Source organism: Mucilaginibacter conchicola, assembly GCF_003432115.1.
GTDB classification, from domain to species: domain Bacteria; phylum Bacteroidota; class Bacteroidia; order Sphingobacteriales; family Sphingobacteriaceae; genus Mucilaginibacter; species Mucilaginibacter conchicola.
The window spans coordinates 157,117-179,115 of sequence record NZ_QWDC01000003.1; the positions used below are offsets into that span (position 1 = coordinate 157,117).

At 45.4% G+C, this 21,999-nt stretch carries 19 protein-coding genes; 10 read left to right on the forward strand and 9 right to left on the reverse strand.

Annotated elements, in window-relative coordinates; all coding sequences use genetic code 11:
- Nucleotides 1-114: 114 nt before the first annotated feature.
- The 7 genes from D0C36_RS17290 to D0C36_RS17320 all read right to left on the reverse strand — a co-directional run bounded on the left by D0C36_RS17290 (nt 115) and on the right by D0C36_RS17320 (nt 7,127).
- A complete protein-coding gene (locus tag D0C36_RS17290) occupies nt 115-1,497 on the reverse strand; it encodes an alpha-L-fucosidase (protein WP_117392921.1) in 1,383 nt (460 codons plus the stop codon).
- A 210-nt stretch (nt 1,498-1,707) separates the two neighbouring features.
- Nucleotides 1,708-2,397, reverse strand: coding sequence for a ClpP family protease (locus D0C36_RS17295; protein ID WP_394339849.1), 690 nt, complete (start codon nt 2,395-2,397; stop codon nt 1,708-1,710).
- Between the two features lie 18 nt (nt 2,398-2,415).
- Nucleotides 2,416-2,685: a hypothetical protein gene (locus tag D0C36_RS17300; protein ID WP_199502101.1), complete on the reverse strand. Its 270-nt coding sequence runs from the start codon at nt 2,683-2,685 to the stop codon at nt 2,416-2,418.
- On the reverse strand, nt 2,666-3,187 hold the full coding sequence (locus tag D0C36_RS17305) for an RNA polymerase sigma factor (RefSeq protein ID WP_117392924.1): 522 nt from the start codon (nt 3,185-3,187) through the stop codon (nt 2,666-2,668). The genes D0C36_RS17300 and D0C36_RS17305 overlap by 20 nt, the downstream gene beginning before the upstream one ends.
- Nucleotides 3,188-3,264: 77 nt before the next feature.
- Nucleotides 3,265-3,954, reverse strand: coding sequence for a hypothetical protein (locus tag D0C36_RS17310; protein ID WP_147322031.1), 690 nt, complete (start codon nt 3,952-3,954; stop codon nt 3,265-3,267).
- Nucleotides 3,955-4,526: 572 nt separating this feature from the next.
- Nucleotides 4,527-6,413, reverse strand: a complete 1,887-nt coding sequence (locus tag D0C36_RS17315) for a M1 family metallopeptidase (RefSeq protein WP_117392926.1) — start codon at nt 6,411-6,413, stop codon at nt 4,527-4,529.
- Nucleotides 6,414-6,626: 213 nt separating this feature from the next.
- Nucleotides 6,627-7,127 carry a DUF892 family protein gene (locus tag D0C36_RS17320; RefSeq protein WP_117392927.1) on the reverse strand — a complete coding sequence of 167 codons (501 nt, stop codon included), beginning with the start codon at nt 7,125-7,127 and terminating at the stop codon, nt 6,627-6,629.
- Nucleotides 7,128-7,232: 105 nt separating this feature from the next.
- Here D0C36_RS17320 and D0C36_RS17325 point away from each other — a divergent pair, with 105 nt between their 5' ends.
- The 3 genes from D0C36_RS17325 (at nt 7,233) to D0C36_RS17335 (ending at nt 9,917) form a co-directional block, all read left to right on the forward strand.
- Nucleotides 7,233-8,177, forward strand: coding sequence for a Smr/MutS family protein (locus D0C36_RS17325; protein WP_117392928.1), 945 nt, complete (start codon nt 7,233-7,235; stop codon nt 8,175-8,177).
- Nucleotides 8,178-8,608: 431 nt separating this feature from the next.
- The gene (locus tag D0C36_RS24395) at nt 8,609-9,106 is read left to right on the forward strand and encodes a hypothetical protein (RefSeq protein WP_147322032.1); all 498 of its coding nucleotides are present in this window, start codon (nt 8,609-8,611) and stop codon (nt 9,104-9,106) included.
- Nucleotides 9,107-9,611: 505 nt separating this feature from the next.
- Nucleotides 9,612-9,917 (forward strand): GIY-YIG nuclease family protein, encoded by a 306-nt coding sequence (locus D0C36_RS17335; RefSeq protein ID WP_117392930.1) that lies wholly within the window; start codon nt 9,612-9,614, stop codon nt 9,915-9,917.
- Between the two features lie 373 nt (nt 9,918-10,290).
- On the opposite strand, the gene D0C36_RS17340 is transcribed toward D0C36_RS17335, so the two are convergent.
- On the reverse strand, nt 10,291-12,267 hold the full coding sequence (locus tag D0C36_RS17340; protein WP_117392931.1) for a PAS domain S-box protein: 1,977 nt from the start codon (nt 12,265-12,267) through the stop codon (nt 10,291-10,293).
- A gap of 199 nt (nt 12,268-12,466) precedes the next feature.
- Here D0C36_RS17340 and D0C36_RS17345 point away from each other — a divergent pair, with 199 nt between their 5' ends.
- From D0C36_RS17345 to D0C36_RS17375, 7 genes are all read left to right on the forward strand, one after another.
- A complete protein-coding gene (locus D0C36_RS17345) occupies nt 12,467-13,522 on the forward strand; it encodes a glycoside hydrolase family 130 protein (protein ID WP_117392932.1) in 1,056 nt (351 codons plus the stop codon).
- A 279-nt stretch (nt 13,523-13,801) separates the two neighbouring features.
- Nucleotides 13,802-15,208 carry a glucuronate isomerase gene (gene uxaC / locus D0C36_RS17350; protein WP_117392933.1) on the forward strand — a complete coding sequence of 469 codons (1,407 nt, stop codon included), beginning with the start codon at nt 13,802-13,804 and terminating at the stop codon, nt 15,206-15,208.
- Between the two features lie 688 nt (nt 15,209-15,896).
- The gene (locus D0C36_RS17355) at nt 15,897-17,051 is read left to right on the forward strand and encodes an acyltransferase family protein (RefSeq protein ID WP_117392934.1); all 1,155 of its coding nucleotides are present in this window, start codon (nt 15,897-15,899) and stop codon (nt 17,049-17,051) included.
- Between the two features lie 10 nt (nt 17,052-17,061).
- Nucleotides 17,062-17,976 carry a ChbG/HpnK family deacetylase gene (locus tag D0C36_RS17360; RefSeq protein WP_117392935.1) on the forward strand — a complete coding sequence of 305 codons (915 nt, stop codon included), beginning with the start codon at nt 17,062-17,064 and terminating at the stop codon, nt 17,974-17,976.
- Nucleotides 17,977-17,980: 4 nt separating this feature from the next.
- A complete protein-coding gene (locus tag D0C36_RS17365; protein ID WP_117392936.1) occupies nt 17,981-18,364 on the forward strand; it encodes a hypothetical protein in 384 nt (127 codons plus the stop codon).
- Between the two features lie 5 nt (nt 18,365-18,369).
- The gene (locus D0C36_RS17370) at nt 18,370-19,899 is read left to right on the forward strand and encodes an FAD-dependent oxidoreductase (protein ID WP_117392937.1); all 1,530 of its coding nucleotides are present in this window, start codon (nt 18,370-18,372) and stop codon (nt 19,897-19,899) included.
- A gap of 214 nt (nt 19,900-20,113) precedes the next feature.
- On the forward strand, nt 20,114-20,545 hold the full coding sequence (locus D0C36_RS17375; RefSeq protein WP_117392938.1) for an rRNA adenine methyltransferase: 432 nt from the start codon (nt 20,114-20,116) through the stop codon (nt 20,543-20,545).
- A 194-nt stretch (nt 20,546-20,739) separates the two neighbouring features.
- On the opposite strand, the gene D0C36_RS17380 is transcribed toward D0C36_RS17375, so the two are convergent.
- Nucleotides 20,740-21,948 (reverse strand): MFS transporter, encoded by a 1,209-nt coding sequence (locus tag D0C36_RS17380; RefSeq protein WP_117392939.1) that lies wholly within the window; start codon nt 21,946-21,948, stop codon nt 20,740-20,742.
- Nucleotides 21,949-21,999: the final 51 nt, after the last annotated feature.

A 21,999-nucleotide genomic window follows, 5' to 3' on the forward strand; every position in this document is an offset into this window, starting at 1 on the left:
TGGATAGAATGAGTGAATTAGTGAATGAGTAGGATAATTAGTGAATGGGAAACTCTTAATTCAGTCCTCATTCATTCCATCATTCACTAATTCACTCCTTCTATAATTCGCGCATTACTTTTTCTCATTATAAATACCAAGCTCGGCTATATTAACCTGGCTTTCAGCTTTATCGATAGTTATGCGCACTTTGTTACCCCACACGGTATTAAAACGATGAACCTTTACGCGCTTGGCAACATCGCCGGTTACCAGCGGTTTCCAGGTGCCGTTTTGCAGGTACTCGATATGGTAGTTACTAATGTTGCTTTTTGGCTCGGTCAAGGCAATGGTATTAAATTGCGTATCGCGGCCCAGGTCAACTTCCAACCATGGGGTTTTAACGGTATTACTTGATGTCCACGAGGTAGTGAAATCATCATCGTTAGCAAAGTCCATGATGTTCATATCCTCGCTCCAACTGCTGTTGGTGGGTTTGTGTTTAGCCAGGTTGGTAGAGATGATAGGCTCGCCGGTAGGGGCAAGTTTAGGGGCAGCAGCGTCGCCTTTCCATTGCTTACCGATCTCTTTGAGGGCAGCAATGGCATTATCGTCAAATAAGCCATCGCGGTTTGGCGCTACGTTAAGGATGTAATTACAGCCGGCATTGTTCAGCGTAGTTAGCTCGTTCACCATTTTGGCAGGCTCTTTTACAGCGGTTGTAGGGAAATTGGTTTTCCAAAACCAGCTCGATTGCAGCGGCAAACAAGCCAGCGACGGCATAATGTTATTGCCTTTATCCAAACGCTGGCCGGCACCCATTTCATAGGTCTTAATATCACTGTAGAACAAACCCTCGGCAGGGTATTTGGCGCCGTTCAGATCCATCAACACACAATCGGGCTGGATAGATTTTACCAGTCGATACACATCCTCAAACGGAATATCGTCATAACTAATGCGGCTCCATGGTGCATCCCAGCCATCAATTATCAAAGCTTCTATCTTACCATATTTGGTTAATAGCTCGGTCAACTGCGCTTTCACCATCTCAAAATGTTTCGGTGTGATAGAATTTGGGCGGAGGCGGTGGTGGGTATCCAGTATGGAATAATACAGCATAACCTTTAAGCCATTCTTGCGGAAGGCATCCACATATTCTTTCACCACATCCCGCTTCAACGGGCTGTTCATTACGTTATAATCTGTTGTTTTGGTATCCCAGATACAGAAACCGCTGTGGTGTTTGGTGGTTAAGCAACCATAGGTCATGTTGGCGCTTTTGGCGGCTTTGGCCCACTGGTCGGCGTTTAATTTTTTAGGGTTGAATAACGACGGCGAAGCTTCCGGATCAGGCCAGTCGGCATCCCAATAAGTAGGCATGTTAAAGTGAATGAACATGCCAAACTTAAGATCAACAAAGCGTTGTTGCAATGCAGAAAGGTCGGTTTTTGTTTGGGCTGATGTGTGAAAAGCGGTAGTGATTAATAGTAGAATTGCAGTCAGTAGTTTCTTCATTGTTGGCGGAGAATGTAGTTCTCCAAATTAGGGAATATTTTTGAACCATGATCTAAGGAAAAATAATGTCATTTCGAACGAGCGACAGCGAGGAGAAATCCTGATATTAATGCTAAGTTCATCGCTTGTCTTATCTAACAAGATTTCTCGTCGCCCACGCGCACAAGCCCGCTCTTCTGCTCGCTCGAAATGACATGGTTTGTTATGGACTTAATACTCTTCCCGCCCCAACACTTCATCAACAATCCCAAACTCTTTGGCTTCGGCGCCTATCATCCAGTGGTCGCGGTCTGATACCTGGTGCACGCGTTCGTAAGTTTGGCCGCTGTGTTTGGCAATGGTTTCGTAGAGTTGTTGTTTGATGATGGCGATCTGCCTGGCGGCTATCTCCACATCTGATGCCGTACCCTGCGCGCCGCCCGATGGCTGGTGTAGCATCACCCTTGAATGGGGCAGAGCAGCGCGTTTGCCCGCTGCACCGGCACACAGTATCACTGCCGCCATAGATGCGGCCATGCCCGTGCAAATAGTTGCTACATCGGGGTTGATGAACTGCATGGTATCATAAATACCGAAACCCGCATACACCGAACCACCCGGCGAGTTGATATAGATCTGGATATCGCGTTTGGCATCTGCCGATTGCAGAAAGAGCAGTTGTGCCTGGATAATGTTGGCCACCTGATCATCAATAGCCGTGCCGAGGAAAATGATGCGGTCCATCATCAGGCGCGAGAAAACATCCATCTGGGTGATGTTCATCTGGCGTTCTTCCATAATGGCGGGGGTAAGGGATGCAGTGATGTTGGCGTTATTTACGCGTGCTATAAACCTATCAACGTGTAAACTTTGGACATGGCGGTGCCTCACCGCATACTTGCGGAACTCATTAGTGTTCATCTCAATAAAATTTAAGGGTTAATGTTTAAAAAAGCGCAGGATGCTGTCTTTAAAGCTGCGGTGCTGTGGATGGCTAAACAACTGCTGATGGATATCCTCGATGTCCTTTCGCAACGCCTCACGGCCATATTGCTTTACCAGGGCAAGGGTTTGTTTATGCAGAAGAACTTCTTCCTGTAACGCAGGGTTGAGGATAAGGCGTGCCTCAAACACCAGCGCATCGCCGGTGGGGAGCAGGCCATTCATATAATCATCCGTTAGTTTGATGTTATTCAATGAAGTCCGCATATTCCAGTGATTGTTGTTTTACTGTTTCCCTAACTTTCTCCAGGCATTTGTATTTCTGCACGGTTACCGAGCGTTCGCCAGCATAGCCAAATTTATCGCCAGCTTCTTTCATCGATAGCTTATCGTAATAAAAAGCACTCAGCAGGTCCATACAGCGCTTGCCCGCGGTTTGCAGGTATTGAAGTATTCTGTTGGTGGATGGATGTTCGGCAGGCTCGTCGGCAATATCGAAATGGATATCGTCCATTGGTTTTGTGCTGATAGCCTGATTGAACTTTTTAAACCACAAATGCTTAGCAATGCCGGTAATGTAAGCCTTATCGTTTGCAACCGACAGGCCTCCTGTTACCACTTTTTCGTAGTAGATAATCAATGCATCATGAAAAACATCCTTAGCATCATCAAAAGAGCCCCCCATTTTAGCCACATATTTAGCCACCACCGGGAACATACTTTTGTAAAGCTCCGTTAATACCGCCTCGCGATCTGCTTTGCTTGTCATATCCTTGCTTTTATAATGATGTGTGGTTAGTAAGGGATATATCACCGTAAAAGTGCAAATATTTTTTGAAGGGCTATTTATGTCAATATTGGATAGAAGCTGTGATAATATGGGTGTTCGCTCCAGGAGAAAACCGACATTATATTCTCGTTTTTAAAAAACTGATTTATGCTATATTCATTATCTGCTTCAGAACCGTATTCGCACCAAGCCTTAGTAGGTTTTCCAGTTACTTCGTCATAGAAAAACGTGAAAGTTGGTGCCCCGTAATAGGCTGGTGAGAAAATCTTAGGGTCACCGTAGAACTTTTTTAAATTTCTGTCATAACGATTTCTTAATTCTGAAAATACAGTCTCTGCAATTTCTCGCTTTTGGCTGTCAAATACTATTTTTCCTAAGTTTTCGGAAGTGCCCCTATAAATAATTTGATATTCCCAAAGTGCGTCGCCTTGAGTGTTAGCCTTTTTGTTGTAATAAATGGTCCATCGCCCGTCGGCCTTTGCAAAGGATTCTATCACATCTTTATAATCTTCTTTTTCAGGCACAAAGTAAAGTCCGCCGCCAGGAACAACTTTTTTCTTCATCCAATTATATGACCAAAATTCTGTGATTTTCAATTCGCCGTCTTCGTATATGTGTTTCCAATAGTCGTTTAAATCACGAATTTGCTGTTCAGAAAGGATGTTGTTACAAAAGTCAGTGTAAACGCAGTTTGTCATTTTAATTGTCTTTAATATAGATAAAAATAAGAAATATTGTGGGTGCATGCGGTTTTCTTACGTCAGTCTGCTCATTGCCGCAGGGGCTACTACTTTTTGCTTGATAAAAAAGTAGCAAAAAATCAAGTCTGCAAAGAGGCTTCTCTACGCACAAGGCCTTTACCCTGCAAAGCTGTCAGAACCACGGGCTGGAAATCTCTTACTCTGCCGCTCTTTGGCCATCACTTCTGTAATAGATTCCGCAATGCCCCTGCTACCGCACAACCACCATTGTTCTGCCCGCTTTCGCACGAAGCTTTTTTGCTGACAGGAGAGAGATAAAAATGAGAAGCACTGACAGAACGCTATCGAACAATGCGACATAGTGTAACGTGCGGATAGCACAGGCTCTGCTAAAGCACAACCGATGTAGCGCGTTACCAAGTCGCGAATTTTCTTTGGTTACTTTCTTTTGCGGAAAAAGAAAGTGACATCCACTGACGGCTCATACTGCTCAAGCCATTACTAACGAAGAACTACTCTTAAAGAGATTGCTTCGTACCTCGCAATGACGTGTTGGATAGGGGGCTTAAAACAGCAAAGCCCTCATTTGAGGGCTTTGCTGTAATATCAATTATTAATTATTTCTTTGGCGTCCAAACGTTATCAGCAGGGGTCGCATCCATAAAGATACCGTTATCCAGCGTGATAGATTTGAGGCTTTTGCCGCGTTCGTTTTTAAAGGTTACCAGGGTTTCTTTCTGGTTTTTCTCCCAAACGGCAGGGGTTTGGTGGATGGTTTTCTTAGTGCCGTCGGCATATTCAACTACTACGTCAAACGGAATAGCGAAACCGCCCACATTGGCAACAGTAAATGTATAACCATCTTTGCCTGTCACTACGTTTTTAACAGCAAGGTCATCATAGCCGTTGGTGAAGAACCAGTTGTTAAAGAACCAGTTGAGGTTACGGCCCGATACATTGCTCATCGAGTTAAAGTAATCCCATGGGATGGGGTGTTTACCATGCCATCTGTCCATGTAGCCATGCAGTGCTTTCTTGAACAACTCATCGCCAAGCATATCCTTAAGGGCAAGGTAGCTTAATGATGGTTTGCCATAAGCATTGTTACCATAGCCGGTGGTAAGTTCGCTGGTTTGGGTAATGGTAGGGATATCCTGGTTGCTTGATCGGTTGTTGATCCAGCCGTTGATACGGAATTGTTTGTAGAAAGCATCAGCCTTCTCTTTACCTTTTTCTTCAATACCTATCAGGTATTCTAAAGTAGTTGCCCAGCCTTCGTCCATAAATGCATAGCGGGTTTCGTTGATACCCATATAGAAAGGGAACCAGGTGTGTGCTATTTCATGGTCTTGCACCAGTTGCGCAAAGCCCGGGTCGCCCATCTGGCTGTCGTTCACCATCATTGGGTACTCCATATCGGCAAAGCCCTGGAAAGCCGTCATTTTAGGGAACGGATAGGGCACACCAGGCCAGTTGTGGCTAAACCAGCCTAATGCATTACGGCCGTATTGTACAGATTGTTTAAAATCGGTACCCTGAACCGAATATGCAGCCTGCATGCTTGAGCGGCGACCGGTTGATTTATCTACAATAACACTACCTGCATCCCATATATAATGGTTGCTGATACCTACGGCTACGTCGCTGATGTTGTCGGCAGTCCATGTCCAGGTGTTGGTGGCATTTTGGGCAGTTACTTTGCCTGCAGCCATTTCTTCGGCAGTAGCAACGTGGATGGTGCTATCGCTGGTAAAAGACTTTTGCAGGCGGTCATTAGCTTCTTTCTGTAAAACCTTGGCTGAGTTTTGCAGCGTGCCGGTAGCCCAAACTACATAGTTTTTAGGCACGGTTACGTTTAGGGTATAGTCGTTAAAATCGTTATAGAACTCTTGTGCATCCACAAATTCAACACGATCCCAGCCGTTGTAATCATCATAAACCGAAACGCGTGGGTAAAAGTAAGCCAGGTAGAAACTGGTTGAATCTATCATCCCCTCGCGGCCGCTTTGTTTTGATACATCAAAGTGCCAGGTAATATCCAGCTTAACCGAATCATGGGGCATCAATGGTTTTGGCAAAGCTACCGCCTGGTTAGTTCCTGCTGCAGTAGCATTGTTCCACTGGCGGGCCTGACCGCTAATTTTAAACTCATCTATCTGTACACCTTGGGTTAAATAATCGGGGCTGGTGCCACCCATCCTTGCCGCACCGGGGCGGTGAATGTTCAGGATCAGTTTCATGTTCAGCCTCTTCAACGTATCAGGGCTGTTGTTCACATAAGTGATGGTCTCCACACCTTTAACCAATGATGCCGGTGGGGCAGTGGTAATGCTGATATCATAACGGGCGTGGTTTTGCCAGTATTTAGGGCCGGGTTTACCATCCATACTGCGGGTGCCATTGGCGAAGGCTTTTTTAATATCGCGTGGCTGATAAAGCGTTTGGGCATGCAATTGTAACAGCGCTGTGCTGCACAAAGCAGTAACAAGTAGTTTTTTTAACATTGTTTTATTGGTAAATAGTGGGTTCAGTAACAGCAAATGTAGTATTTATACCGCAGTATTGGGGTTGGACTTTTAGGTAAACGAATTGTTACACAACAGGCTTGTATGCACCATGTCAATTCCCTTACTTTGTGATAAGTTATTTTAGTAGGGGTATTAAATAACTATACAGAGCCGGATTTTTATGTCCGGCTTTGTTTTTTTCAGGGTTGCTCAATCCTTGGTGATATACTCCTTCGCGATCAGCATAAACAACTTATCATTATCTGCCGATTCATCAATATTCTCGGTAAGCAACTGGGTAACATCGCTGTAGCGTAATACTTTGGCCAACATTATCAGCATACGGTACGAGGTGATATTAATATGCTCCAGTACCTGCACGTACAGCATCAGGTCAAGATCATTTATAACTGCGATATCCTGCTCTGCGTCGATACAAAATTCATCTTTAACAATATTACGTATAGGGTTACAGCCCTCGGGCGATGGTGTTTCGCCAACCAGTGCGAAGATCTCTTCCAGGCGGGCTATCTGGCGTTTTATGCCGGTGGTAAATTCATCCAATGCCAGCTCAAGGCCTTTAAATGATGCCTGTTTAATAAGGCCATCGGCATGGTTGCGTAAAAAACATTTACCGTTGTAAATACGGTTAAGATTGTGCAAAAAGATCCGTTTCAGGGTCTTTACGTCTGTTGTAGGGGAGTTTGTCATTACTGTAAATTAATAGGTAAACAAATGTATCAATAAGCACCAACCAAAGGCATGTTTATTTAGTTAAATAATAAAACAGGCATTAATGCTGCTTATACTTGTACCATGAAATATAAATTAGGCGATTTTGTTCGGTTTGTTGATGAAAAAATGGAAGGTTATGTAACCCGCATAATCGACGAACAGATGATAGCCGTTACCGGCGATGATGATTTCGAGATCCCTGTTTTGGCCAACAAAGTAACCTTTGTACACGGCCGCGGCGAGGATAGCCATAACGAAGAGATCGTACAGGATGTAAAAGCGCCTGCAGGTGAATTTAAAAGCAGCGGTGTACACGTAGCCGTAGTGACCGATGCGCATGCCAATTCGTTGGTACATTTTTACCTGGTGAACGAAACCTCATATCAATTGATGCTTACCCTAAGCAGCGAACAGCAAAAAACATATAAAGGCGAATTTGCCGGTACGGTTGAGCCGCAGGGGGTAGCAAAGATCTACTCGGCTAAACTATCTGACCTGCAGATATGGCCTAAGTTTATATTCCGTGCGCTGTACTTTACCAAGCAGAACCAGCCGGCACTATCTCCTTTGGATGTGAGCGAACAGTTTAAAGCCAAAGATTTTGCCGGGGCAAAGAAAAACATCCCATACATCAAACAGCAAGGCTGGATGATCCGCCTGGATGAACCTGAGCTGGTGATAGATGCCGAAAAGTTGAAAGAGAGCTTTTTTAAACTAGCCGAAGAAAAGCAGGAAGTACAAAAGCCGGCATCAGAAATTGACCTGCATATAGAAAAACTGCGCGATGACCACCATTTTTTGGGCAGCAGCGAGATGCTGAGCATACAGGTTGACCGCTTTAAGAAAGCCCTTGAAGCAGCCATAGTTCACCAGATGCATGAGATAACATTTATACACGGCACCGGTAACGGAATACTGCGCCACGAGCTGCACAAGCTGTTGGCCAAAAACCAAAAGGTGCAAACTTTTATGGATGCGCAGAAAGAGAAGTTTGGTTATGGCGCTACAAAGGTGGTATTAAAATAAACTTGCCCTTTCATTGCCGTCAGCTTCAGCTGACGGTTTAAATGAGAAAAGCTTCCGACTTTAGCCAAGTTCAGTTTCGGCTAAAGCCAGATCTGCTTTTAGACATTCCGTTGGCTGAAGCCAACGGCAATGAAAATTGATCGTCCGCCTGTTGGATAGCTCCCACGGAGCAAACAGAACTCTATTAAATGTTTTCTACAAAGCGGTAGCCCCTGACGAGGCAGTAAGTTTACATAATAACAATAAGCGTTAAATATGCTCTTTTATATAGGGACAACCGCTTTGTAGCATAGAAAACCTAAGGCTTTTTACTCCGTAGGCGCTACCTAAAAACAAACAAAATTATTTATTTAATTGGCTTACCCGCCTTCTCTGGCATGGTATATGTTACCCTTTAGTTAATATTTATAAACCACTAAACAAAAAATACCATGAAAAAGATAAGTGCAATTATGGCGACGGCGATCGCCGCAATCGGTTTAAATTATGCAGTGGCTAAAAACCACACTAACAATACCATCAGCAAAGCTGCTTTTGATAAAATGGCGTTAACCGCTAATCAGGATACAGTGCCTAAAAAAGCGAAAAAAGGTACTACTCCAATAGTGCCTAATACGCCAACAACACCAACCAACCCGACGTCGCCGACAACACCGACTACGCCGAACACACCAACAAACCCTACTAACCCAAGTTACCCTACAACACCAACAAACCCAACGGTGCCAACAACACCTACAGTGCCAAGTACAACACCAACTACGCCGGCAATGCCTGCACCAAGTAGTCCAACTGTACCAAGCACATCGCCTACAACTACGCCTACCACAACACCGGCTACGCCAAGGCCAATGTCGCCTACTTCGCCAACCGCGCCAAGTACAACGCCAACCGGTTCACCAACCGTACCGCGTACAACCGGCAAATAATTGCAGATCGTTAATCCATATATACAAAAAGCGCCCCGAATTTCGGGGCGCTTTTTTATTTACAAACTTGTCATTTCGACGAGCATAGCGAGGAGAACCGGAACGAAGTGAAGCTCATTGAAGATAAATCCTGTTATTACATGCAGGCGAACTTGTAGGGAATAACAGGATTTCTCACTGTCGTTCGAAATGACAGTTTAGGGTATTGTTTTGACAGTAAAGAGATGTGTCATTTCGAACGAGCGTAGCGAGGACAAACCTTGTTATTACACGCAGGCGAACTTGTAAGAAATAACAAGATTTCTCACTACGTTCGAAATGACAGCTTAGGTATAGTTTTGACAGTAAAGAGATATTTTATTTCGACGAGCGTAGCGAGGAGAACCGGAACGAAGTGAAGCTCATTGAAGATAAATCTTGTTATTACTTGCAGTCGAATTTGTAAGAGATAACAGGATTTCTCTCTATCGTTCGAAATGACTGATTGGATTTATATATTTATTAAATGTGGAACCATAACTATCACGTTTACATTCTCACAAATCGTGATAAAAACGTTTTGTACATAGGCGTAACTAATGATATAGATGTTCGTTTACAGCAACACAGAGAAAATGTTGGAACTAACAATTCTTTTACAAGTAAATATCATTGCTATTATCTTGTGCATTACGAGCATTTTACACACATAGAACATGCAATTGAACGCGAAAAGGAAATAAAGAAGTGGCGAAGAGAAAAGAAAATTGAGCTGGTTAATTCTACTAATCCGGATTGGAAGTTTCTCAATAAAGATCTATCAGCATATTAAAAAAGATATGTCATTTCGAACGAGCATAGCGAGGAGAAATCTTGTTATTACATGCACGCGAACTTGTAAGGAATAACAAGATTTCTCACTACGTTCGAAATGACAGCTTAGGATATAGTTTTGACAGTAAAGAGATATGTCGTTTCGAACGAGCATAGCGAGGAGAAATCTTGTTACTCCCTGCAGGCGAACTCTTCAGGAATAACAGGATTTCTCACTATCGTTCGAAATGACAGTTGGGAGTATTGATTTGAAAGTAAAAAGATATGTCATTTCGAACGAGCACAGCGAGGAGAAATCTTGTTACTCCCTGCAGGCGAACTCTTCAGGAATAACAAGATTTCTCTCTATCGTTCGAAATGACATCAATTTATCAACTATTCAACGGTACTTCTACCCTGAAAACAGAACCTTTGCCTGCAGTACTGCTAACAGAAAGTTTGCCGTTATGCCTGTTGATGATCTCGTTGCTGATATACAGGCCTATCCCCAGGCCCGAGATATGCGAGGCCACATCATCAACCCGGTAAAAACGCGAAAAAATGCGTTTCTGCTGTTCTTTGTTGATGCCGATGCCGAAATCCTGGATCTCAACCACGGCTTTCTCCGTATCAGATGATACAGTTACATTCACATGATCAGCATCCGGTGAGTATTTGATAGCGTTTGATAGCAGGTTAATGATCACTTGTTCCAGTCGTTGTTTATCGGCGCTGATACTTAATTCTGATTCATTTGCGCATATCACTATCCTGTGCGATTTGGTGGAATGCTGCATCAACTCAACCACTTCATCTACCATTTGTGCCAGGTCGAAATTTATATAGTTGAGCGGGAGCAGGCCTGCTTCAATTTTAGAAACATCTAAAAGGTCTGATATCAGATCGGATAATTTATTGATCTGTGTAAGCGCTTTTTTGATGAACGATTTATTACGGTCATTCTCATCCAGGCTGCGGTCTATGATCTGCAGGTAGCCGTTAAGGCTTGTCATGGGGGTTTTTAACTCATGGCTGGCCAAACCAATGAACTCATCTTTTTTGGAGTTCAGCTTTTGGATCTCCTCGTAAAGCTTGGCATTATCAAGCGCAATGCTGGCCTGTGACGCTACGCCCACTACCAGGTTTTCGTGCTCTTTAGTAAACCTGCCCGGTTTAGGATGCCCCAAAAACAAACCGCCAATTACTTCGCCCGATTTAGAGATAACCGGCACCGCAAGGTAGCTTACTACAGGCAAATGCCCATCGGGCATACCTTTATGCGGATGGTTGCGGCCATAACGTTCATCTTTGGTAATATCATCTACCCGTACAACGCCCAGGCCGCCAAATGTATGGCTAAATACGGCGGTGTTACGCGGCATCCCCAGTTTATCAAAAGCCTCGCGCGGGGCACCGGTCAGGGTATATAACTGGTACGATTCGCCTTTTTCATCTTCCTTGTTATAAAAGAACGCCCCAAAAGCCGCACCTGTAAGTGTGGTTGTTGCATCTGTCACTTTTTGCAGTATCTCTTGCACGTCAAGGTTTTCAGATATAATGCGGCCAACGTTGTTCAGCACTTCCAGGTTTTCGGCATAGCGCTGCAGCACGTTCTCGGCTTCCAGTTGTTTTGTTATGTCGCGGGCAATTTTTGATGCCCCTACAATGTTGCCTTCAATATCTTTTATAGGCGAAATAGCCAATGAAACGGGTATTTCTTCGCCGCTTTTATGCAGGCGGTAGGTAACAAAATGTTCCACCTTTTCGCCCAAACTTATTTTGTTGATGATACTGGTTTCTTCGTTAAGGCGTTCAACAGGTATAACCGTGGTTATGGGCCTGCCTAACATCTCCTCTTCGGTGTAGCCAAATAACTCTTGCGCACCCTTGTTCCAGGTAGTGATGGTGCCGTCAAGCGTTTTACTCACAATAGCATCTTCAGAGTTTTGAATGATAGCTGCCAGCAAACGTTGCTTGCGTTCGCCGCTGCGTTGTTCGGTAATATCAATAAGGGTATTTACCGCACCGGTAAGTATATCACCTTCAAATACAGGCACGCAATAGGCCAAAACATTTACCGAGGTGTCATCGGCGCGTACCAGAACTATTTCCTCGCCCTCAACAGGCAGGCCGGTGCTTATGGCACGTGCAATAGGGTGCTCGTTATTGGGTAGTAGTTCACCGTTTGGTTTCAGGATAGATTTTGCGCCGGTGTAACGCACATTTTTATCGGGCACGCCGCCCCAAAGTTTAGCGGCTGCTTTGTTATATGAAATGATGTTGCCTGCAGTATCGCACTGGTAAATGGCAATAGGCAAATGCTCTGATACGGTATACGACAGCGATGTGTGGGTTACGGGTTGCGACATTAAAGTTTACGGACTTTAAATATTGGTTATTGGAATTAAGCGTTCAATAGCCTTCCATCGGCGTGCAAAAATCAAATTGCGCACCGTTTTGCGGGGAGTAAAAATCAATAGGGAGTATGGGGTATTGTCAACAAATATAACATCCGCTTTAAACTATTGCAATGGCGAGATGTTATAAAAACTAAGTTTAACAGTTATTATGGCAGATATAGCAAAACGTTTTCCGCAAAACCCGTTACTATCCCCAAAAGACCTTGTGCCAAGTGCCGATGGGTTGCTGATAGCTTGTTTATTAAACCCGGGCGTTTTTAGATATGAGGGAAAAATCTGGCTGCTGGTACGCGTGGCCGAGCGCCCGCAACAGAATGATATCCATGTATCATTCCCGATATTGACCGAAAGTGGCGAAACCAAAATAATGGAAATTGCCCTTAACGATGCCGACCTGATAGCCACCGATGCCCGCGTAGTGCGCTATAAAGGGGTTGATTACCTCACTACGCTATCGCACCTGCGCTTGCTTTGCAGCGATGATGGCGTAAAGTTTTATGAACCCGAGGGATACCCCAAATTATTCGGTAACGGGCCGTTGCAAACTTTTGGTATTGAGGATTGCCGCGTAACCGAACTGGAAGATAAATTCTATCTCACCTTTACGGCAGTAAGCGACAGCGGCGTAGGCGTAGGTATGCGCACCACTACCAACTGGAAAACTTTTACCCAACACGGCATGATACTGCCGCCGCATAATAAGGACGTAGCCATTTTTGAAGAAAAGATAAACGGCAAATATTACGCCCTGCACCGCCCCAGCAGCGTGGACATAGGCGGTAACTTTATCTGGATAGCCGAATCGCCTGATGGGGAGCATTGGGGTAATCACAAATGCATCCTCAAAACCCGCGAAGGTATGTGGGACAGCGGCAGGGTTGGTGCAGGCGCAGCACCCATTAAAACCAAAAAAGGCTGGCTGGAAATTTACCATGGCGCCACCCGCGAACATCGCTATTGCCTGGGTGCCGTATTGTTAGACCTAAACGATCCATCTAAAGTGCTTGCCCGCTCTGTTGAACCCATTATGGAACCGACAGCGCCTTATGAGATAACCGGATTTTTTGGCCACGTAGTGTTTACCAACGGCCACGTTTTACAGGACGATGGCGATACCCTCACCATTTATTACGGCGCTGCCGATGAGCACGTTTGCGGGGCGAATTTTTCTTTGAAGGCGATATTTGAGAATTTGGGGGCTTAAGGGCAATCTGCTGACGTAAGAGATGACTCACCCCGCGACACTTCGTGTGCTACCCTCTCTTCGCTGTGCGAAAAGAGGGTGAGAAAGTGAAATATAAAAATGAGCCAAACCCTCTTTACGCTTGCGTAGAGAGGGTCGACAATCCGCCGAATGGCGGAGATGTCGGGGTGAGTCAACTATGCGAGCGATATGGGCAATCACGCCATCCCGCTTATATTTTTGACTTTTTACTTTTGAATTTTGACTTTATACAATACATTGCCTTATCAATAGCCTTGTATGAAGAATTTTTTAGATGATGACTTTCTGCTGCAGTCGGATACGGCCCGCCGCCTGTATTACGATTACGCGAAAGACATGCCTATTATAGATTACCATTGCCATCTGCCGCCAGACCAGATAGCGAACAACATCAACTTTAATAACCTTACGCATGCCTGGCTAAACGGCGACCATTATAAATGGCGGGCCATGCGTGCCAACGGCGTTGCCGAAGAATACATCACCGGCGGTAAACCCGACTTTGAAAAATTTGAGAAATGGGCCGAAACCGTACCTTACACCCTGCGTAACCCGCTTTACCATTGGACACACCTCGAGCTTCGCCGGTATTTTGGTATCGATTCGAGGTTGATGGGCGGCACGGCAGATTATATTTATGAGGATGCATCGGCCAAACTGCAACAACGCGATTTTTCGGTGCAACAACTCCTGAAAAAGATGAACGTTGAGGTTGTTTGTACTACTGATGATCCGCTGGATGATCTGGCGCATCATGAGCAACTGAAACGCGATGGCGGCACAGTTAAAATGTTTCCCACCTTTAGGCCGGATAAGGCCATGTACATTGAGGATGTAACTGCACTTAATGCCTACATTGCCAAATTGGAAGAGGTGGCCAATACGCCCATTGTAAACTTTGAAGATTACCTGTACGCGCTGAAAAACCGGCACCACTACTTTGCTGCCAACGGCTGCATGGTTGCCGATCATGGCTTGGAGCACATTTATGCCGAGGACTACACGGATGAAGAGATTCGCACCATATTTGAAAAAATACGATCAGAAAAGCCGGTAACAAACGGCGAAAAGGTGAAATTTAAATCGGCCATGTTGTATAACCTGGCGCTTTGGCATCATGAAAAGGGCTGGGTACAGCAATACCACTTAGGTGCTTTGCGTAATAACAATTCGCGCTTACTAAGCAGGTTGGGGCCTGATACAGGCTTTGATTCTATCGGCGATTTTAGCCAGGCCCGCGCATTGTCGCGTTTCCTTAACCGTTTGGATAAGGACGACCGCCTGGCCAAAACTATCATCTACAACCTTAACCCTGCAGATAACGAAGTAATGGCCGCCATGACGGGTAACTTTAACGATGGTTCCATTGCCGGTAAAGTACAATTTGGCTCGGGCTGGTGGTTCCTTGATCAAAAAGACGGCATGACCAAGCAGATCAACGCTTTATCAAACATGGGCTTACTAAGCCGTTTTGTTGGCATGCTTACCGATTCGCGCAGTTTCTTGTCATTCCCGCGGCACGAGTATTTCCGCAGGTTGTTGTGCAACCTGTTTGGTGATGATATCGAGAACGGCGAATTGCCAAATGATATTGAATGGACAGGGAAGGTGATAGCTGATATTTGTTACCATAATGCCAAAGACTATTTTGGGTTTAAGATGTGAGAGGTATATTACTCCATCGCGGGGAGCGATAACGACGCGGCTATCTCTTTAAGATTAGTTCTTCGTTAGGAATGGCAGTGAGTAACATGAATTGTTAGTGGATGTACTTTTTCTTTTTCCGCAAAAGAAAAAGTACCAAAAAGAAAACTCGCGACTTGGTAACGAGCTACAATGTTAGTGCCGCTGCAAGGCCTGTGCTATCCGCACGTTACGCTATGTCGCATTTTTCGGTGACGCTTGGTCTGTGCGTTTGTTTCTTTTTCATTTTTTACTTTGTCTTTTTCTGTCAGCAAAAAAGCTTTGGGCGAAAGCGGGCAGAACAATGATGGCCTGTGCGGCTGCAAGGGCATTGCTGAATCTATCGCTGGTCTAAGTTTAGCGCAGCGTAACTTAGTCCCAAAATGTGTTAAGCTTTCAGCTTAACACTCAAGGAGAATCCTTGAGCCATTTTAGGTCGAAGTTGAAAACTTCGACCAGTGGGAGAAAAGAAAGTAACATCCACTAACTTTCATTTACCTTGCTACCTTTCCTAACGAAGAATTGATTTTCTCATAATAAATCAAGCATTGCTTCCTTGTAACAAAAATATTTCTTAACCACTTTTTTAAATCATTTAAAAAGTACCTTATATTTAGCTATACCAATTTCTCCGGGGATTATAACCGGCTTTAACCCACATTATTATCAAATGGCTGCAACCAAAACTGATGTACCTGCATCTTCGGATGTTAACACCTCGCCCTTTACTTATGAACGCCTTTATTCCTTAGATGCCCTGCGCGGTTTCGATATGTTCTGGATCATCGGCGGTGAAGAAATTTTCCATACCCTTGCAAAAGTCACCGGCTCGCCGTTCTGGCAGGCACTTTCCACCCAGTTCACCCACCCGGATTGGAACGGTTTTCATGTGTATGACCTTATCTTCCCTTTGTTCCTGTTCCTGGCTGGCGTGGCAACACCGTACTCGGTAGGGCGCGAGCTGGAGAAAGGCGCTACCAAAGGCCAGTTGGTTTTACGGGTAATTAAACGGGCCGCTATACTGGTGTTGTTAGGCTTGTTGGTTAATAATAGTTTGAAAGAGCTGAAGCCCTATGAGGAGATCCGCTTTGCCTCAGTATTGGGCCGCATTGGTATAGCTTACATGTTTGCCAATATCATTTATTTGTATGCCAATCGCAAATGGCAGTTCGCCTGGTTCTGGGTCTTTATTGTCGGTTATTGGCTACTGCTTAAATTCACTTCTGCACCTGGCTTTAACCCCGGCGACCTTACCATGGAAGGCAATTTTGCATCATATATGGATAGGCTGATACTGCCAGGTAAACTCTACCTCAAAATTCACGATCCCGAGGGTTTGTTTTCAACCATCCCTGCTATCAGCACCGGTTTGTTAGGCATACTGGCAGGTAGTTTATTAAAAACAGGCCATCAGCATAAAGGGCGTAAAGCGTTTATACTGGCTGTGGCAGGTGTGATATTTTTGATCATCGCCCAGATCTGGAATCTCGATTTTCCAATCAATAAAAACCTGTGGACAAGCTCGTTTGTGATGCATGTTGGCGGTTTAAGCCTGTTGTTGCTGGCGTTGTTTTATTATGTTATTGATGTACTGGGGTATAAAAGCTGGGCCTTTTTCTTCAAGGTCATCGGCATGAACTCTATCTTAATTTACATCTCCAGCAAATTCATTAACTGGCCTTACGCTACCAATGGTTTCTTCGGCTGGCTGGGCCAACTGGTTGGCGACCCATGGAATATCGTGGTAATGGCCATCTGTTTTGTGATGGTGAAATGGGCGCTGCTGTATTTCCTGTATCGTAAAAAAGCATTCTTAAAAGTATAATTATCCACCCATGAAAAAACTCATTTGCCTGTTGGGCTTAGTTACTTTATTTATTACCGAAACGGCGTCTGCGCAGCAAAAATTACCAAAGCTGATGCTCCGTTTGGATGATATTGGCATGTGCCATGCCGTAAATATGGCCATGCAAAAAATGGCCGATACCAAAATGCCCTTCTCTGCCTCGGTGCAGTTTGCCTGCCCCTGGTACCAGGAAGCAGTAGAGATATTAAAAAAGAACCCGCAGATAAGCGTAGGCGTGCATTTAACGCTAACATCTGAGTGGAAGAATTACCGCTGGGGGCCCATCACCGGTCGCGAAGCGGTGCCGAGCCTGGTAGCTAAGGATGGCTATTTCTACCAGTCGACCGGTGCTTTTGCCAAAAGCGGTTACAAATTGGAAGATGTAGAGAAAGAACTATCGGCGCAGATAGAACGTGCGCAGTCATCAGGCTTAAAAATAGATTATATAGACCCGCACATGGGCATTGCGCTATCAACGCCCGAACTGCGTGCCCTTACCGAAAAACTCGCCGCCAAATATCATTTAGCTATCTCGACTTTGAGTGAGGTAGTCTACTTCGGCGAAACTTACCACGAGATGTGGGGCGAGCCGGTAGCTACCAAAAAATCGGCCTTCCTGAACTATGTAAGCACCAAACTGAATCCCGCCCGCCCAAATATGGTGGTGATACACGTTGGCCTGATGCAGCCCGAGATGAACGCCCTGTTTGATATGAACAGCGATATGATGAACGGCAAAGATGGTAAACCGCTCACCAGCCTGCACCGCCAAACCGAGTTGAACATGATGCTCTCGCCGGAGTTTAGGGCAATGGTGAACAAGAAGTTTATACTCACCAACTACACCCAACTTATTAAAGAGAAAGGCCTGGCAAGTATGAAGAAAGAAACCGTAAAAAATTAAGCCTATGGAAAGGCGCTCATTTATACGTTTATCGGCATTTACAGCGGCGGCGCTAACGTTGCCCATGATGCAAAGCTGCAACACACTATCAGAAGAAGATGCCCTGAGCAAACCCGACCTGCTGATGCAACTGGTTGATGAGAAAGAGATAAAGGCAGTAGGCACAGCTTATCGCCAGCAGGTAAAAACAGAAGCCGACCAGCAAAAGTTGCGAATGTTATTGCTAAACGGCAAGCCTGATAATACCGATAGCGTGGAGCTGAAACGCGCGCTGGATAAACAGGTAAGTGCCGATTTTGCCGCAGGTAAAATCGTTCAGTTGAACGGTTGGATCCTTTCTGTAACCGAGGCACGCCAGTGTGCTCTTTATTCACTCCTAAAAGCCTGAACCTTATGCATACTGACGCAAGAAAGATCGACAATAACAGCCTCATAGAGGGCGATATATGTATAATTGGTGCCGGCGCGGCAGGCATCAGCATGGCTTTGGAGATGATTGGTACGCCCTTTAAAGTGATATTGCTTGAGGGCGGCGGTTTTGAGTATGAGGCCGAAATGCAGGACCTGTACAAAGGCAAAACTACCGGGCAAAAATATTTCCCGCTGCAGTCGGCAAGGTTGCATTATTTTGGCGGTACAACAGGGCATTGGGCCGGTTTCTGCTCGCCCTTTGATCCCATAGATTTTAAACAGCGCGACTGGATCCCGCATAGCGGATGGCCTATCACCCGCGAAGACCTTGATCCATACTACGCCCGCGCGCAAAAGAACCTTGATCTTGGTCCGTACGATTATAGCCTGGAGTACTGGCAAAAGCAAGATCCTGAACGCATCCCGCTGCCGCTGGATGATAAGGCAGTGTTCAATAAAATGTGGCAGTTTAGCAAGCCAACCCGCTTCGGCGAAAAATATAAAGCCACCATTGTAAAGGCGCCGAATGTTCATTTGTACACCTATGCCAACGTTACAGATATTACGGCTAATGAGGCTGCCTCAAACGTAAAAGAAGTAACCGTAAAGAACCTTGCGGGCAAACAACACACCGTGCGGGCAAAGCATTTTGTACTGGCCTGCTGCTCTATCCAAAACGCCCGCATGTTGCTGGCATCAAACAAACAGGCACCAAATGGCCTGGGTAACCAGAATGATAATGTGGGCCGTTATTTTATGGAGCATATTGAGATAAAATCTGCCGAGATGTGGCTGCCCAAGCCAGACTTGATGAAGCTATACCAGTGGGAGTGGGGCGTAAAAGCCCGCGCCGAACTGGCCATAAGTGAGGAGATGCAGCGTAAGCACAAGATCCTAAACGGAACAGCATCATTAAACCCGCTGGCAGTGGCCAAAAACTGGAAACCCATGATAGAGACCTGGACGGCAGATACGGCTAAAACCAACGCCCTGATGAGTGGCGCTAAAAAAGCACTCAAAGAGGGGCCTAAATTAAAATCATACAATTCGTTTGAGTTGTTTACGCGGATAGAACAAGCGCCCAACCCAAACAGCCGAGTAACGCTGGATAAGGAGAAAGATGCTTTAGGCGTTCCTCGTGCTAACCTGCACTGGGAGTTTACCGATCTTGAAAAGCACAGCCTGCGTAAGATATACCAGATAATTGGCGAGCAGGTGGGTATAAGCAACGCAGGCCGTGTTAAGCTGATGGAATACCTGCGCGATGAGAATGACAGTAGCTGGCCTGCCTTCACCGGCGGTGGCTGGCACCACATGGGCACCACCCGCATGGCAGATGACCCCAAAAAAGGCGTGGTTGATAAGCATTGTAAAGTGCACGGCATTGCCAACCTATACGTGGCAGGGGCAGCTTGCTACGCAACGGCTGCTGCGCCGAACCCAACGCTTACGGTAACAGCGCTCAGCATACGCCTGGCAGAACATTTAATGGAAAGGATGAAGGCGGTTTGATGTTTGATTTTTCTCTTTGGCGGGGGTAGCTCCTACGGAGCAAAAGCCCTTCTATCGATTTGATTCTACAAAGCGGTTGTCCCTACGGGAACATATTTATCAAGTTTAGTGTAAGATTTTTGGCTTGCCTCGTTAGAGGCTACCGCTTTGTAGAAAAATGAATTTGTTCTCTGTTGCTCCGTGGGAGCTACCCTGATTTAAATGATATTTTGAAATGTTTGACTCAGAAAATCCTGTAAACAAACTCTGCGCCGAAGGCATGATGCTTGAAGGCGAGGCTAAATCACAGGAAGCATTGAAATGCTTTACCCGCGCCTGGGACATTGCCCAAAATGATTTTGAACGCTTTACCGCCGCGCATTATGTAGCCCGCCATCAGGCTGATGTATCCGGTAAACTACATTGGGATAAAACCGCGTTGGATCTGGCATTAAGTATCGATACATCAGAAGTAAAAGCGCTCTACCCGTCGTTATATCTAAACGTAGCCAAATGCCATGAAGATATGGGCGACTTTAAGTTGGCCTTTGAGAATTATTCCACTGCGAAGCAGTACACAGCGTTTCTTCCGCAGGATGGCTATGGCGATATGATTAAAAAAGGTGTGGATGCTGGAATAACCAGGGTGAGGGGTAATGAGTTTTAGCTGGTTGCGGGTAGCTCCTACGGAGCACAAAGTCTCTTCTTATTCGTCGCTACAAAGCGGTTGTCCCTACGGGACATAATTGTAAGGCGCAATATGAGACTCTTGTTGCCTCGTTAGAGGCTACCGCTTTGTAGAAAAAAGGTGTGTTCTCTTTTGCTCAGTAGGAGCTACCCTAAATTGATTTTGAGAGAGCGCTATTCTGCTTCCCCACCAGTTGGCGGGGGCTGGGGGGCTCTACTCCCCAATACTATCCCGATAGCAATAACGCCCCAAAGCAGCATTTGCCAGGTACTCATGTCCCAGCCACCCAGTTTCCATGATAGCAGGCCGAAGTAAGTACCTGCCGAGCCACCTATGAAATACATGGTCATGTAGATGGTGTTTAAACGGCTGTGCGAATGCTCGTCCAGGCTGTAAATGCGTGCAAAGTTGGTGATCTGCGCGGCCTGTACGCCAATGTCTAAGAAGAAGATGGCAATAATAAGCGCCACTATTGAGTAAGGCAATATTTTTATCAATAGCACGCTGGCAATGATCATCCCAACGGAAATCAATAGTGAGTGATGCGTATTTCCTTTATCCGCCAACTTGCCAAACCATGGGGCAACCAGTGCGCCGCCAATAGCCACAAAACCGAATAAACCAATGGTGCCGGTTGAGTAATTAAGCGGCGCAGCGCTGAGGTGAAAAGTAAGCGTTGTCCAGAATGAGCAGAAGATCCCGAAAGTGAAAAAACCTAAGAATGCTGCCTGGCGCAATATTTTAAACTGAGGTATTAACGCCAAAGCCGATTTTAACAAGCTACCGTAATTACCTTTAAACTTAGGTGGTACATTAGGCAAAAAGAATTTAAGCAGTATGGCAACAACAAATACCATCATGGCCGATACGCCGTAAACCCAGCGCCAGCCCAGCCAGTCGGCAATAAGACCGCTGATCACACGTGCGCCCAGGATTCCTACCAATATGCCTGCGAAAACCCGGCCTACGGTTTTACCTCGGTTTACGCTGTCCAATGTGGCGGCCATCGGCATTAAAATTTGCGCGGATGTGGCTAATAAACCTACCAAAAGGCTTAAAGCATAAACCTGGTATAGCTTGGTAGCAACGCTGAAACCGGTTAACGCTACAATAAGTAAAGTACTTAACAACAGGATAAGGTTTTTGCGGTTCACCTTATCGCCCAGCGGGATCAAAAAGAACATACCCAACCCGTAACCCAGTTGCGCAAACATTGATACCTTGCCAATTTCGGCACCGGTTGCATGTACCGATTCGCCGATGTCTTTTAGTATAGGTTGGTTGTAATAGATATTTGCAACGGTTACGCCCGCGGCAATAGCCATAATGGGGATAACGGCAGGGTGTAGTTTTTCTGTTCCGGTAGTTGTGGTTGTAGTCATTTTGCAGGGCAAACCTAAACAAATGGGTAGTGCTAACCAACCTAAGCTAAA